The sequence below is a fragment of the Saccharococcus sp. Marseille-Q5394 genome (assembly GCF_946901335.1).
Lineage (GTDB): Bacteria > Bacillota > Bacilli > Bacillales_A > Planococcaceae > Sporosarcina > Sporosarcina luteola_C.
Genome location: NZ_CAMPPQ010000001.1, coordinates 751,460 through 766,152 on the forward strand (window position 1 = coordinate 751,460; position 14,693 = coordinate 766,152).

Consider the following 14,693-nt stretch of genomic DNA (forward strand, 5'->3'; position numbering starts at 1 on the left):
GAAAGTTTCAAATTACATTCGGAAGATGCATATGTTACTATGGGAACAAAGTAATTTATTCCCGGAGGTTGTTCAATCGTGGATATTGAATTAATTTTACTGTGCATCGGCCTTATATGTATCATTTTATCATTTTTTATCGGGAATTCCACTCGTAAAAGCGAAGAGGATATCGAAAACGTTTCAATAAGCCTTCATCAGGAGACAAATCAACTGAAAAAGCGCTTGAGAGCCGTTGAAGAGGAATTAATGATTGGTGTGGCGCCTATAACTAATGGACAGCAACAGCAACGCAAGCAAAAACCCGTTCACGAAATTATCATCAATCAAATCCTATCTTTGAGAGCTCAGGGTTATTCAATTCCTGAAATAGCCAAACGCTCCTCGCTGTCTGACGAGGAAGTTATTGATGTATTGAAATCCCGAGGTGTCACCGTATGATGAAGGACATTTTACGGGGAGTCGGAATAGGTTGCATCCTTGCAGGAGGAATCCTTTATTTCACGAATACCAACAATAATTCCGCGGAATCGGGCGCTGAGCAGTACAAATCCCAGTTGGACGAGCTGCAGATTGAATTGGTTAAGGTGAAAAAAGAGTTAGCTGTCGCCCAAACGCTCACTTCTTCTAAAATCGAAAAAAGTGCAGGGGAAAATAGTAATGCCAGTGGGAAGAAAGAAACTAAACCTGACAGTGAGTCAACATCAAAGCCAATAACCAAAATAATTTTGACCATCGAATCCGGTTCAACATCGGCTACTGTTGCTGACAAGCTTGAGCGCGCGGGGATTATCGGCAGCGCGAAAGAGTTGGAACAATACTTAATTGACAATGGCTTATCCGGCCGCATTCAAATCGGTGTGCACGAAGTCGATACGACAATGGACCTTGGCACAATTGCTGGCATTATTACGAATACGACTAAGAGATAAGAAAAAGCTGCCCTTCGCCGAACATAGCGATTGTGGCAGCTTTTCTTATTTCTCGTCCGAGTCTTTTTCTTTTTCTTTCTCTCTTTCAAATCTGCGATCTATTTTTTGATCGGTCGTTTCAAGTGCATTCGAGTTTGCCCGCTCTTCCTTCAATTCAAAATAGGTATCTAGAGACGTTCTCACTATATCAAGCATTGCTCTACCTTGAGTACGGTAATTGCTTCGATCAGTCGAAGCGTATGGAATAACAACAGCGTAAGCCACTTCAGGGTTCTCAGCCGGCGCAAACCCGACATGCGTCAAGTTGACAGAGGCCATCCCATATTTACTTCTGTCATCCCCGTAATAGGAGGATTGGGCTGTACCGGTCTTCCCTGCAGCCGTATAGGAAGCGCCATTGAATAGGTTCGGTGCAGTCCCATTCGGTCCGTAATACACGTAGTGCATCCCTTTTTTAACTTGTTCAATCTCTTTTGCCGTATTATTAATGCGATTGAGGACTTTCACTTCTGTTTCCTCTAGCAATTCTCCAAGCGTTTCGCCATCTTGGGAAGGTTCTCTTATTTCCTTTAATACTTTTGGCGCTACCCTGTATCCACCGTTTGCTACAGTCGACACATACTGAACAAGCTGCAACGGGGTGTACGTATCGAATTGCCCAATAGCGAAGTCCAATAACTTACCTGAACGTGTGTCCGTACCGGTAACACCTGTATATTCCCCTGGCAAATCAATTTCCGTTTTTACCCCTAAACCGAAAGAGGCATAGGCATTACGCAGCCGATCAAAACCACCGATATCAATTGGAAGAGCCTTAAATGGTCTGTATACTCCGTTTCCTATTGAAATCGCGATTTTGAACATATAAACGTTAGATGACCTGCCGAGCGCTGTTATATCATCGACAGACACCCGTCCGTTCTGATTGAACAGGGATCTCTTAGATAAACCAGCAATATTCATCGGTTCGTCTATTTTCTTTTCTCCAACTGATAGAACACCTTCACTATATCCTGCCAATACTGTGGCTACTTTCACAGTGGACCCTACTTCATAGGCTGAAGTGAACGTTCCATACGCATAATCACGCACTTCCCATCTGCCCGAATCCTCATCTTTCACTACTCGCTTACCGACCAAGGAAAGCAATTCCCCGTTATTCGGATCCATCATGACTAGGAATGCCCTGTCCAACAATCCGGATCGCGGGTCTTTCTTCATTTCAAGAAGTTTTTCCGATAGTAGTTCCTCCAATGATTCCTGCAATTCACTATCCATCGATAATACGAGATCCCTGCCCGGTTCACCTTCTCTGACGGTTTTAGTCTCGATGACGCGGCCAGTTCGGTCCTTTATATTTTTCACGATGGTTTTTTGCCCTCTTAATAATTCTTCATATTGTTGTTCGAAATAACTCCTGCCAATTCGATCGTTCCGTGAATAACCACGAGACAAATAATAATCGAGATGGCTTCGGGGAATCCCTTCGATCGAACTTGTCATCGTCCCGAGAATTGTGCTATCGGAGAATTTAATACGGTTCCAGTCGGTCGTCGTATCGACCCCCTCAAATTCATTTAACCGTTCCGATACGGCTGCGAATTCCTCTTCCGTGACATTCCCGCTTTTAATGATCTGAGGAGAGTACGCGTAGCCGGACATCATTTCACGATAGATGGCCAACACTTCGAGCTCATGATCCGTAAAGGAATCCAGCTCTTCATCCGTAATCCTTTCACGCGTCAAACGGGTCACTTCACGTTGAATATCCGGTTTGGAGACAGTTCCGTCTTTGCCGATTTTCGCCAATTCTTCCTTGCTCACTTTCGCTTCCGCTTCTTCCGGATTCAATAAAATCCAGAAATCACGTTTATCGCCGATTGTAACCCTTTTTGTATCCTGTTCAATCAACTTGGAAAGCTCTGTTGCGATGTCGTACATTTCTTTTGCTGTTGTAGATGATGTCTTTGTATATGTAATTGCATTCATCGGTTTATTATCAACAAGTACCTTCCCTGTTCGGTCATAGATCCTTCCTCGAGGAACGCTAGTATTGACTGCGATCTCTTCCTTCATCTCCAATAACCTTGTATAATTCTCGCCTTTAACGATCTGCAAGTATCCAAGTCTGAAAATGAGCAAGGAAAACAGGATGAAGATCGAGAAGAATAAAAGGTTCATCCTGAAGGCGATATGTTTCCGTTGACGGATTTTGGCTTGGTCCACTTTGCGCATCGGCTTTTTCATATGTATTCCCCTTACGTATTTAGTCCAGATTGAATTATAGCATTCTAAACATAAAAAGCATATATCCTGACGAACAGGATATATGCCGGGTTGCATTACTCTGGATTAGTTACCGAAGTTTTTAGCGACTTCATCCCAGTTTACTACGTTCCAAAAAGCGGAAACGTAATCAGGGCGTCTGTTTTGGTAATTCAAATAGTAAGCATGCTCCCAAACATCGAGTCCTAGAATCGGTGTTTTTCCTTCCATCAATGGAGAGTCCTGGTTAGGAGTCGATGTGATTTCAAGTTCACCATTATTGGATACGAGCCATGCCCAACCTGAACCGAAGCGAGTTGCAGCAGCTTTAGCAAATTCTTCTTTGAATGCATCAAAGCTGCCGAATTTCTTATCAATCGCTTCTGCAAGCGCTCCAGTCGGATTTCCTCCGCCGTTTGGTGAAAGGATATTCCAGAAGAACGTATGATTCGCATGACCGCCTCCATTATTACGGACAGCCGTACGGATGTTTTCAGGAACAGCATTCAAATCGGAGATAAGTTCTTCGACTGATTTAGAAGCTAGTTCGTCATGCCCTTCCAATGCGTTGTTCACGTTCGTCACATACGTATTGTGATGTTTTGTGTGGTGGATATTCATCGTTTCTTTGTCGATGTGAGGCTCCAACGCATCGTATGCGTATGGTAATTCTGGTAATTTGTAAGCCATTTGTCCATTCCTCCTCAATTGATTCATAATTTATCCTACACTATAAACATTATCAAAATTAGGTAACCCATTCAATTGAAATGAACTATCTCGTGACGTAGAGTATGAAAATCCCAATCATAAGCAACATCACAGCACCCTTCGCAGCGACGGAAGTGAAAAACCCTACGATAGAACCAATACCGGTCTTAATGGACTGCTTTACGCCAGTCCGCGTCACAAGCAGCTCTGACAGGAATGCACCGAGGAATGGTCCGATAAGGATTCCAGCTACCGGAATGACGAACGGCCCAATTAGCAGGCCGATCGTACTTCCCCACATACCCGCCTTTGAACCGCCGAATTTCTTGACACCAACAATATTTGCAAGAGTATCTGCGCCGAAAAGCAATATGACGAATAACGCTTGAATCACCCAAAACAACCAGCTCAACTCTTCAAAGGAAGCGAATAACCCGTACAGCAGGAATCCACCTACGATGAAAACTACGGAAGGGATGATTGGATAAATCAATCCGACAAATGCGACGATGAACATGATAATGGCCGCTATCCAGCCTGCTATCTCCATTCCATTCCCTTCCCTCCATTATCCCGCTTTGACTGGCTGTAAGATCCCTGAGCAGGGATCAACAGCCAGTAAAAGCCCGATTGGTTCAACTAACAATCAGTGAAGGAACCACTGATTGAAGTTTCACCTTACACCCGTTTGCCTAAAATGGCTTCAGCGATATTTACTGCATGATCTCCGATACGTTCAAGATTGGAAACGATATCGACAAAGACCATTCCCGACTGAGCAGAGCAATGCCCCTCATTGAGTCGGACAATATGATTTTTACGGAATTTGCGTTCCATCTTATCAATCAAGGCTTCTTGCTCGGCAACTTCCCGCGCTAATTCAATATCATTCATATCTAGGGAACGTATTGCCTTATCGACAGTGGCAATTGTCAACGTGAACATTTCTGTCAAATCACCCATTGCTTCTTCAGTCAATTTCACACGGTTCACTTCCCGGAAATCAATCAACTCGATAATGTTTTCGAAATGATCCCCGATTCGTTCGATATCTCGAACCGTATCCATCAACATGACGTGTCTTGCGGACTCGACCGGTGAAATATTGACTGCGGAAATATCCACAAGATAATCCGTGATTTTCCGGTCAAGGTTATTGATGGCGTCTTCAATCTGATATGCCGTTTCAGCATGTCTCTTATTGCTTGTCTTCAAGTACTCGTACGTCTCTTCCATTCCCTGAACTGCGAAATCTCCCATCCTGATAATCTCCTCTTTTGCTTGTCCAATTGCGACTGACGGAGATTGGTTAATGAAATTCGGATCCAAATGCTTTGGTCTATACTCAATTGTAACGTCTTTGCCCGGAATGATCTTCGTCACGAACAATGCCCAGGCACCAATTAAAGGAAATTGAATAACGGTATTCAACACGTTGAAAGTACCGTGTGCGAATGCAATCTGCATTTTACTTTCCAAAGCCAAAAGTCCCGAAATCCATTCTACGTACATTGTAAACGGATATAATAGAATCATGAATACGACTGTACCGACAACATTGAAAAGGACATGTGCCGCCGCAGCTCTTCTCGCAGCAACGGATGCACCGATCGACGCCAGAACTGCCGTAATTGTCGTTCCGATATTATCTCCGAACAGAATCGGCAATGCGGCTTGAAGCGAAACAAGGTTCTCTGCATACAAACCTTGCAATATCCCAACTGTTGCGCTGGAACTTTGGACGATAAGCGTAAAAACTGTTCCCGCTACAACACCAAGTACTGGATGATCAGCCATCGAAACTGTAAAGTCGGAGAAGGCGGAAAGCGTCCTGAGCGGCTTCATACCGGCACTCATCAATTCCAGTCCGAGGAAAAGGCCCCCGAAGCCAAAAACGACCTCTCCAACGTTCTTGATGGAGTTCTTTTTAAAGAAGAAGATAAGAATTGCACCGAGTGCCATAATCGGCAATGCATAGGCCCCTACGTCCAGACCAATAATGAATGCTGTAATCGTCGTACCGATATTCGCACCCATAATGACACCGATCGCCTGTCGAAGGGTCATAAATCCTGCACTGACCAAACCGACCGTAATAACAGTCGTACCTGAGCTAGACTGGATAAGCACCGTCACGATAATTCCGACTAGCACACCCATAAAAGGATTCGTCGTGAATCTATCCAAAATGCTCCGCAATCTATCCCCTGCGGCTTTCTGAAGACCGTCCCCCATATACTTTATGGCGAATAGGAAGATCCCAAGACCTCCTATAAATTGAAAAATCACTTCCTGCCAATTCACTTCCATTAAATCGTCTACCTCCATCATGCGTTATATATTAGCATCCCTATTATGTTGACTTTGTTAATGGATTGTAAATAGGAGAGGACAAATCTTTACATTCCCTTAACAATACTTGTAGAAAAAGTCATCATTCTGTCGAATTTGGTATTCGTACTTCTAAGAACAAGACATGTTAGACTAACAGTAAGTAAAGGAGGTTCCGTTTTTGAAGTTCAATCAATTATTTCTGGCAGCGTTCCATGAACCGAAAAAACTCGCGGCGTTCCGGTTGCTACCAATCGGGCGGGTGATCCGCTATGCTTTCCTATTCATCCTATTGATGACCTTGATCTCATTCACACGCTTCTCACTTAGAGATGCCGACTTGTTCGAGGCAACCCCAGAATTGACCGAGTATAGCCAAACGATAGGCGTACTCATTTACCCGATGGCCTTTGTTTCCCAATTTGTCATTGCAACATTTTACGTATTTGTCAGAATCAGCATCTTTGCTGCAATCGGCATATGGATTGGAAAAGCCATGGGAAGGCGCGTCGAGTACCGTTTTATTTGGCGCACGACTGCTATTGCAATCACCGTACCATTATTGGTAACGATTTTTCTCGATTTCTTTCAATTTCATGAAACCTTCAGCATTCTTTTCTCGTCCTTGATCCATATCGGTTACTTGAGCATTGCTCTCAAGTATTATCCAAAAGCGGTAAAATGAATACTTTCCAAATCCCCGCATATTGTGTGGGGAGGGGGAATGTTCATGCGCACTTTATTCGTAGCTGTAATTCTTTTTATAACCTTTCACATCATCCGGATCGACTTGGGGGATGGGACAATCCCACTAGCATCGTTTTTCGGAAATGAACAGCCTTGTGCAGAGACCACGACTGTGAAAACCATTCATGTCACGACTATCCAAGGTGATACGATTGAATCCCTATTTTCCATGTACCCGGACCCAGAAACGACTTTCGTTGATAGATTATCAGTTTTTTATTCCCTTAATCCACATCTTCGAAACCAAGAGCTTATCGGAGGTCTATCCGTGCAGCTTCCACTTTCGAAAACGGGTCAAGATAACTGCAATTGAAGATGTTTCAAGCGGTGTCCCTTGTCTTTTCATCCTATTGATTGCTAAAATAGAAATTAGTTATGAGTTTTTTTAAGGAGAGAATATATCCATGAGTGAAATAATACACAGATCTAAAACTCGTCCTGTACGAGTCGGCAATTTGACGATTGGCGGCAGTGACGAACTATTCATCCAAAGTATGACAACAACAAAAACACATGATGTCGAAGCAACCGTGGAAGAGATCTTGCGTCTAGAGGAAGCGGGCTGTCAAGTTGTCCGTGTAGCGTGTCCTGACGAAAGAGCAGCTTATTCCATCGGCGAGATAAAAAAACGGATTAATATCCCTCTCGTAGTCGATATCCATTTCGACTATAAGCTCGCATTGATTGCAATTGAGCAAGGTGCGGATAAAATCCGGATCAACCCGGGCAATATCGGCCGTCAGGAAAAAGTGGAAGCAGTCGTAAAAGCGGCGAAAGCAAAAGGCATTCCTATTAGAATCGGTGTAAACGCCGGTTCACTTGAAAAACATATACTGAAAAAGTACGGCTACCCGACTGCAGACGGCATGGTAGAAAGTGCTTTGCATCATATTAAAATTCTAGAAGATCTTGATTTCCATGATATTATCGTTTCATTGAAAGCTTCAGACGTTAACTTGGCAGTCGAAGCGTATACGAAAGCGGCAGCCGCATTCGATTACCCGCTTCACCTAGGAATTACAGAGTCCGGGACATTGTTCGCGGGATCCATTAAGAGCGCTGCGGGACTTGGTACGTTGCTTTCAGCCGGAATTGGAAATACGCTCCGTGTTTCTTTGAGTGCTGATCCTGTCCAAGAAATAAAGGTGGCACGTGAACTATTGAAAGTGTTCGCGCTATCTTCTAACGCTGCAACACTTATCTCTTGTCCCACTTGCGGCCGCATCGAGATTGACTTAATTTCAATCGCGAATGAAGTGGAGGAATACATCTCCACTATTAAAGCGCCGTTGAAAGTCGCCGTATTAGGCTGTGCAGTGAACGGTCCGGGAGAAGCGCGTGAAGCGGACATCGGGATTGCAGGTGCACGCGGGGAAGGATTGCTCTTCATGAAAGGGAAAACTGTCCGGAAAGTGCCTGAGGAAACGATGGTAGAAGAGTTGAAAATGGAAATCGATAAACTTGCTGAAGAGTATTTCGAAAAGAAACGTCAAGAGGAATTGCTTCTTCAAAGCGGAGCGGTTGAATGAGAAAAATCCGCTTCGGTATTGATATTGACGGGACCGTCACATGTCCTACTTCCCTTCTACCACATATCAATGCACAATTTGGATGCAACCTGATTTTAGATGATATTAAAGAGTACGATTTGACGAAAGCCTTCCCCGTTGACGTGAAGGAGTTTTATGAGTGGTACCGTCAAGCGGAAGTGACGATATACGACACATCTCCTGCGCAGGAATATGCAAAGAAGATCCTATCCGAGTGGCGGGAGCATTACGAGCTTTATTATATTTCTGCACGAGGAATAAACGTTGCGGAGTGTACGCTCGGTTGGTTCGAACGGGAAGAAATTCCTTATGATCATATCGAGCTGATCGGTAGCCATCATAAGGTCGAGACGGCGAAAAAGTTCAATGTCGATGCCTTCTTCGAGGATAAGCATGATAATGCAGTCGATATACATGAGGAATTGAACATCCCAGTCCTCCTTTTCGACACTCCGTATAACCGTGAACCGATTCCTGAAGGCGTCATACGAGTGAAGAATTGGAAAGAAGCCGACCAGTGGATCAAAAAGCTATTCCCAATTGAAGAAAAAGTGAATTGAAAGGGGCTGTCCAGAAAGTCAGTGAAAACTGACTTTCTGTGACAACCCTTTTTTTATAATAATAATGTATGTACGGTTGATTTGCGCTCCAGGCGGACGCTTTCCGGGGGGCGGGCGGTGAGCCTCCTCGGTCGCTTCGCTCCACTGCGGGGTCTCACCTGTCCCGCTAATCCCCCAGGAGTCGCCGCCTTCCGCTCCAATCAACTAATTGCTCCCTTTGTATCAATAGTAGTCCCTTTAACGTAGTTAAGATCTAATCGGAATACGTTTCATAATTGAAGAAAGGGGTCAATACCAGTCAGTGGTGTTCAAGCAGCAAAAAAATTAGTAAAACACTTTACAGGGAAGAAAGCGTACACCTGAAGCGGAAATCCCTTATCAAAATCAATTAATATTCATTATTCCACACAAACCGGACATTTTCCGTAGATCTCGAATTTATGGCCTTCGACTTCGAAGCCTTGGAGATTGACCGAGATCGACTCCATTGGGCAGTGTGCGATGTTCTGTGTTTTTCCGCATGCCGTGCAAATGAAATGATGATGGTGGACGCCATGATCGCACTGCATCCTGAAATGCCTCTCACCATTCAGCTCAGTCTCTTCCAAAATACCAAGCTCTGAAAAAGTCGACAAATTGCGGTAAATCGTATCGAAACTAATCCCCGGATTTTCAACCGCCATGAAATTACGAACTTCCATCGCAGTCATATACCGATCATTATCGGAAAAGAACTCCAAAATCGTCTCACGGTTCTTCGTCCTCTTGAATTGACGCTCCTGTAAAATGCGCCATGCTTCATCAAGTGTCATGCAAATTCCCCCTTCGCTTTCTTTGAAGGCTGCTTCCCTTTCATTTTAGTCCAGCCAAGAACGAGCAGTAAAATGACGATGGATGTGATAACAATTGTTCCCCCCGGAGCAATATCAAGATGAAACGCAGCAAAAAGTCCGATTATGACAGACAGCTCACCGATGACGATAGAATACAGCATTGCTCCCTTAAAGCTTTTGGCGAGCTGTATCGCCGCAGCAACTGGTATCGTCATTAATGAGGATACGAGCAAAATTCCGACAATCCGCATAGAGGCACCAATCACAAGTGCTACAATGACCATGAAAACAATTTGAATGAACTTTCCATTGATACCAGACACTTTTGCATATTCCTTATCGAATGACAAGGCGAACAATTCTTTGTAGAAAAACCGGATAAATGCCAGGACGACAAGCGCAATAATTATGATGACCAATAAATCCTGCCGGCTCACGGCTGAAACTGAACCGAATAAATAGCCAACAAGATCAGAGCCGAACCCTTTTGCCAAGGAAATGAAAATCGCTCCGAAGCCGATACCCGTCGAAAGAATGATCGGAATCGCCAGCTCCTCAAAATGCTTATACGCACCTCTCAGCTTTTCAATTAATAATGATCCTCCTACGGCACTAGCCATCCCTAAATACACCGGATTCAACGCGGAAAACATGAGCACTGACTGACTCAAAAAGAGGCTCCCCGCGATTCCTGCCAACGCCACGTGGCTTAATGCATCTGCGATGAGTGCAAGCCTCCTCACAACGATGAACAGACCAAGCAACGGCGCTATGACTCCGATTATCAGTCCGGATAAAAATGCATTTTGAAGAAATTCATAAGTGAATAAAGCACTAATCATGGTCATATCCCCTTCTGTTCTTGATGGACGCGCCGCACAGGGTGACCGTACCATAATGAAATATCTGTATCATTCATCTTCTTGTAATCCGATTGCATCCCATGGAAGTGGATTGATCGATTCAAACAAGCCACATGTGTTGCCAATTCGGTGACGAGGTCGATTTCATGTGTGACAAGCAGGATTGCAATGCCATGTTCACCGTTCAATTCATTAAGCATAGAATAGAACGAAGCTACGTTTTTCTGATCGATTCCTACGGTAGGTTCATCCATGATCAAAAGATCCGGTTCGCCTACCAACGCACGTGCTATGAATACGCGTTGCTGCTGTCCGCCGGATAATTCGCCGATATTTTTAGAGGCGAAGTCTTCCATTTGAACGATTCGCAATGATTCCAATGCTTTTTGTTCATCGTGTTTCGAAAAGCTTTTAAATAATCCGACCTTACGAGTGAGGCCACTTTTCACTACTTCAAGTACTGTGGCCGGAAATCCTGAATTGAATGAATTCGATTTTTGCGAGACATATCCGATACGTTCCCGCTGCTTGAAGGAATCCACATTCTGGCCGAATAGCTTCACGGTCCCTTGATCTGCTTTCAATAATCCTAAAATGATATTGATCAGCGTAGATTTTCCGGAGCCGTTCGGACCAATAAGTGCCCAGAACTCCCCTTCTTTCACGTCCAATGAAATATTTTCGAGAACGGTAGAGTGCTCATATCGAAAATTGACATCATTACATTCAATTATCGTATTAGTCATATAGTAAAATCCCTTTCTGCTAAAAAAGTGTAAACAGTAACGATTACGATTACTAGTAGAAGTATATAGGAACAGTCGGTCGGACACAACTAATTAAGAAGGAATGGTGTAAATTGGATTACATGCAAATGCTGAATGAGATAAAGAGGAAAAGTGATGAAGAAGCAAAGTCGCTGGCAGATGCATATGGCATCGATTTATCGATTAAAGAAATTAGAGCGTTACGACCTTTGCTTGATGAGATTTCATTTCACTGGCTTTTTACCGGCATTCCGGAAAGCTTTATCGCAAAAGTGAAGTATGCTGTCGGGGATAAAAAAGGAGAGGAATTATTCCGTCAGTATTTAGATAGGATATAAAACACAAAAAACATCCCGCCAACGGAATACCTTTGGCGGGGTTTTCATCATACCAGCAATAGTTCCCTTTGATCAGCAAGGAATGTTTTTGATTTCAACATTTCAATTTCATATTGATAAGGTGCCTTTTTGTTTTTCGCATCGTTCCCTACGAATGGTGTTTCAAGAATTTTAGGGATTGATAAGAAAGCTGGGTGGTGCACGATATAGCTGAGAGCATCAAAACCGATGTAGCCATGACCGATATTCTCATGCCGGTCTTTCATAGCCCCGCGCTCGTTTTTGCTGTCATTGACATGGATGACTGAAATCCTATCGATTCCAATGATCTTGTCAAATTCACTCAATACGCCATCGAAATCATTGACGATATCGTAGCCCGCATCGTGGACGTGACAAGTGTCAAAACAAACGGAAAGCCGCTCATTGTTCTGGACGCCGTCTACTATCTGCGCAATTTCATCGAAGTTCCTGCCACATTCGCTGCCCTTCCCTGCCATCGTTTCAAGTGCAATGCGGACTGTCGAATCTTCCGACAAGACCTCGTTCAGTCCCTCAATGATTTTAGCGATGCCTTTATCCGCACCAGCCCCTACGTGAGCCCCCGGATGCAAAACAATCTGATCGGCCCCGAGAGCCGCCGTCCTATGGATTTCCGATTGTAAAAAATCGACGCCTAACCTGAACGTCTCAGGTTTGGTCGTATTCCCTATATTGATAATATAAGGAGCATGTACAACGATATTGGATAAGCCATTCTCTTTCATGTGCAGCAGTCCGGCTTCAATATTCAGTTCTTCGATTGGCTTCCTACGTGTGTTTTGCGGAGCACCTGTATAAATCATGAAAGTCGTTGCGCCGTAACCCAACGCCTCTTCACTAGAACCTAGCAGCATCTTCTTGCCGCTCATCGAAACATGTGACCCTAAGAGCAATGGTTGATCATTTGTCATTTTTTCGTTTCAATCTCCTTTCCCTCTTCTTGAATTTCTCTATATCTTTTGCCATTTTCTTTTTATAACCCGGCTTAACCTTCGATGGTTTCCGAACAAACGATGCAGCTTTACGATCAAGTTCATCCGTTTCCTTGACACGCTTCTTCCGGGCATTGCGCTCCTTGACTTCAATCCATTCTCCGTTTTTCACGTCTTCATGGATGAATGGAATTCCCATTTTTTCAATTTGCACAATCTTATCGTCCTCGGAAGGCTCGTACATCGTAATGGCGATTCCTGTAAGGCCTGCACGGGCGGTCCTGCCCACCCGGTGGATGAAGAACTCCAAATCGTCCGGAAGTTCATAGTTGACTACGTGGCTCACTCCCGGGATGTCAATTCCTCGTGCAGCAAGATCTGTCGCGACGATATATTGATACTCAAGATCCCTGATCTGCTTCATCACCCGGGTACGTTCACGGGGCGTCAGATCACCATGGATCCTCCCCGCTTTTATACCGTGTGTGGCTAGGTACCCCGCAACCTCGTCGGCATTTTGCCTTGTATTCGTGAAGACGATTGCCAAGTATGGATTGATTGCTTCCAAAACATGCAATAGTTTTTTCTTGCGGTCCATGCTCCGGACAGGAACCAGCGAATATTTCATCCCTTCCGTCAATGGCTTTTTACTTCCCAATTGGACATGAACGGGATTATCCATATATTTTGCCAAGAAAGGTTTAAGTTTTTCTGGAATTGTAGCTGAAAATACGTACATTTCCAAGTTCGTTGGCATTTTGGAAGCGAATTTGTCAATATCCTCAATGAACCCCATGTCAAAAGCCAAATCAGCTTCATCGATGACCAACATGGATGCCGTATGGATTGCCAAAGCCCCTTCTTCCGCAAGGTCACGGATTCTTCCGGGCGTTCCGACAATAATGTGGGGATTCGATTTCAGCTTGTCGATGGAGCGTTGTTTATCCGTGCCACCAATCAAAAGCGAGCTTCGAATCGTAGTATTTTCGATCATTTTATTCAATTCATCATATAGCTGCAAGGCAAGTTCCCTCGTCGGTGCGGTAATGACCGCTTGCAACTCTTCCTTCCCTTCATCGAGACGCTCGACAATCGGGATAAGGAAGCTGTGTGACTTCCCTGTACCTGTATGGGCTTGTCCGATTGCATTGGTGCCTTTAAGGATTAAGGGAATCATTTCTTTCTGTATCGGTGTCGGTTGATCAAACCCCAACTTGGCAATTGCTTCCCGAAGGAAAGGTTTGAATTGATAATCAGTGAATTTAGACATTCATATGCCTCCTAACGTATTCTTATTGTAGCATGATTCCGTTCCGCAGTATGTGATTTTCGCATAGTATAGATTGTGAAAGTTCACAATGACCAAATGAAAGGGGTTATCCATGAGGTACGAATCCTTCTATCCATTCGCGCGTGCGCAAAACTCGCCGTTCGCTATGAGGCAGCCATTTCGCGGTCCACAGCAACAGCCAACCTTTACCCAAACGCCGAGACAACCTTTTCAGGGGTCTCCGATGGGAAATCCGTACGGCCAGTCCATGCCAGGTCCATTCCAAAATACATCCAAAAAGGAAATGTACATGCAAACAGCCAACCGATTTTTAAATACTGCCCAACAATATGCGCCACTCGTTCAGCAGATTGCACCGATGTTCCAGAACCTGCCCGCGATGTGGAGATTATATAAAGGCTTCCAGTCTCTCCCGTCCGCTGGAGGCGCAGCAGACACTGCTGCTGGTGCAGCGTCGGCGGCAGCGCAAAGTGCTCAAGCCGGCGTCTCCAATCCTCGAATCTTTCAGCCGCCCAAATTATAATTTTGAAA

17 protein-coding genes are annotated in these 14,693 nt (G+C 44.3%); 8 read left to right on the forward strand and 9 right to left on the reverse strand.

Annotated elements, in window-relative coordinates:
* The first annotated feature begins 78 nt into the window (after positions 1-78).
* Positions 79-441, forward strand: coding sequence for a hypothetical protein (locus OC538_RS03790; RefSeq protein WP_251694404.1), 363 nt, complete (start codon positions 79-81; stop codon positions 439-441).
* Entirely contained in the window at positions 438-932 is a 495-nt protein-coding gene (locus tag OC538_RS03795) for an endolytic transglycosylase MltG (RefSeq protein WP_251694403.1), read from the forward strand. The genes OC538_RS03790 and OC538_RS03795 overlap by 4 nt, the downstream gene beginning before the upstream one ends.
* 45 nt (positions 933-977) lie before the next feature.
* Here OC538_RS03795 and OC538_RS03800 read toward each other — a convergent pair whose 3' ends face one another.
* The 4 genes from OC538_RS03800 to OC538_RS03815 form a co-directional block, all read right to left on the reverse strand.
* Entirely contained in the window at positions 978-3,179 is a 2,202-nt protein-coding gene (locus OC538_RS03800) for a peptidoglycan D,D-transpeptidase FtsI family protein (RefSeq protein ID WP_262173352.1), read from the reverse strand.
* 105 nt (positions 3,180-3,284) lie between these two features.
* Complete coding sequence (gene sodA, locus OC538_RS03805; protein ID WP_251694401.1) at positions 3,285-3,887, reverse strand: superoxide dismutase SodA; 603 nt, start codon at positions 3,885-3,887, stop codon at positions 3,285-3,287.
* A gap of 85 nt (positions 3,888-3,972) precedes the next feature.
* Positions 3,973-4,458 carry a DUF456 domain-containing protein gene (locus OC538_RS03810; protein WP_251694400.1) on the reverse strand — a complete coding sequence of 162 codons (486 nt, stop codon included), beginning with the start codon at positions 4,456-4,458 and terminating at the stop codon, positions 3,973-3,975.
* A 128-nt stretch (positions 4,459-4,586) separates the two neighbouring features.
* A complete protein-coding gene (locus OC538_RS03815) occupies positions 4,587-6,218 on the reverse strand; it encodes a Na/Pi cotransporter family protein (RefSeq protein WP_262173353.1) in 1,632 nt (543 codons plus the stop codon).
* Between the two features lie 202 nt (positions 6,219-6,420).
* On the opposite strand from OC538_RS03815, the gene OC538_RS03820 reads away from it, so the two are divergent.
* The 4 genes from OC538_RS03820 (at position 6,421) to OC538_RS03835 (ending at position 9,096) form a co-directional block, all read left to right on the forward strand.
* Entirely contained in the window at positions 6,421-6,924 is a 504-nt protein-coding gene (locus OC538_RS03820) for a DUF1189 domain-containing protein (RefSeq protein WP_262173354.1), read from the forward strand.
* A gap of 45 nt (positions 6,925-6,969) precedes the next feature.
* Positions 6,970-7,299, forward strand: a complete 330-nt coding sequence (locus OC538_RS03825; protein ID WP_251694397.1) for a hypothetical protein — start codon at positions 6,970-6,972, stop codon at positions 7,297-7,299.
* Between the two features lie 91 nt (positions 7,300-7,390).
* Positions 7,391-8,515 carry a flavodoxin-dependent (E)-4-hydroxy-3-methylbut-2-enyl-diphosphate synthase gene (ispG, locus tag OC538_RS03830; RefSeq protein ID WP_410055846.1) on the forward strand — a complete coding sequence of 375 codons (1,125 nt, stop codon included), beginning with the start codon at positions 7,391-7,393 and terminating at the stop codon, positions 8,513-8,515.
* Positions 8,512-9,096, forward strand: a complete 585-nt coding sequence (locus OC538_RS03835) for a 5' nucleotidase, NT5C type (RefSeq protein ID WP_262173355.1) — start codon at positions 8,512-8,514, stop codon at positions 9,094-9,096. The genes ispG and OC538_RS03835 overlap by 4 nt, the downstream gene beginning before the upstream one ends.
* A 398-nt stretch (positions 9,097-9,494) precedes the next feature.
* Here OC538_RS03835 and OC538_RS03840 read toward each other — a convergent pair whose 3' ends face one another.
* Genes OC538_RS03840 through OC538_RS03850 form a run of 3 tightly spaced genes read right to left on the reverse strand, consistent with a single transcriptional unit; the run spans position 9,495 to position 11,538 of the window.
* On the reverse strand, positions 9,495-9,908 hold the full coding sequence (locus OC538_RS03840) for a Fur family transcriptional regulator (RefSeq protein WP_251694395.1): 414 nt from the start codon (positions 9,906-9,908) through the stop codon (positions 9,495-9,497).
* Entirely contained in the window at positions 9,905-10,771 is an 867-nt protein-coding gene (locus OC538_RS03845; protein WP_262173356.1) for a metal ABC transporter permease, read from the reverse strand. Before OC538_RS03845 ends, OC538_RS03840 begins: the two co-directional genes overlap by 4 nt.
* A 2-nt stretch (positions 10,772-10,773) precedes the next feature.
* Positions 10,774-11,538, reverse strand: a complete 765-nt coding sequence (locus OC538_RS03850) for a metal ABC transporter ATP-binding protein (RefSeq protein ID WP_262173357.1) — start codon at positions 11,536-11,538, stop codon at positions 10,774-10,776.
* 113 nt (positions 11,539-11,651) lie between these two features.
* Here OC538_RS03850 and OC538_RS03855 point away from each other — a divergent pair, with 113 nt between their 5' ends.
* Positions 11,652-11,897: a hypothetical protein gene (locus OC538_RS03855; RefSeq protein ID WP_410055847.1), complete on the forward strand. Its 246-nt coding sequence runs from the start codon at positions 11,652-11,654 to the stop codon at positions 11,895-11,897.
* A 47-nt stretch (positions 11,898-11,944) separates the two neighbouring features.
* Here OC538_RS03855 and OC538_RS03860 read toward each other — a convergent pair whose 3' ends face one another.
* Positions 11,945-12,832 carry a deoxyribonuclease IV gene (locus OC538_RS03860; protein WP_262175138.1) on the reverse strand — a complete coding sequence of 296 codons (888 nt, stop codon included), beginning with the start codon at positions 12,830-12,832 and terminating at the stop codon, positions 11,945-11,947.
* A 7-nt stretch (positions 12,833-12,839) separates the two neighbouring features.
* Positions 12,840-14,141, reverse strand: coding sequence for a DEAD/DEAH box helicase (locus OC538_RS03865; protein ID WP_251694392.1), 1,302 nt, complete (start codon positions 14,139-14,141; stop codon positions 12,840-12,842).
* A 112-nt stretch (positions 14,142-14,253) separates the two neighbouring features.
* Here OC538_RS03865 and OC538_RS03870 point away from each other — a divergent pair, with 112 nt between their 5' ends.
* Positions 14,254-14,685 (forward strand): YqfQ family protein, encoded by a 432-nt coding sequence (locus OC538_RS03870; protein ID WP_262173358.1) that lies wholly within the window; start codon positions 14,254-14,256, stop codon positions 14,683-14,685.
* The last annotated feature ends 8 nt before the right edge of the window (positions 14,686-14,693 follow it).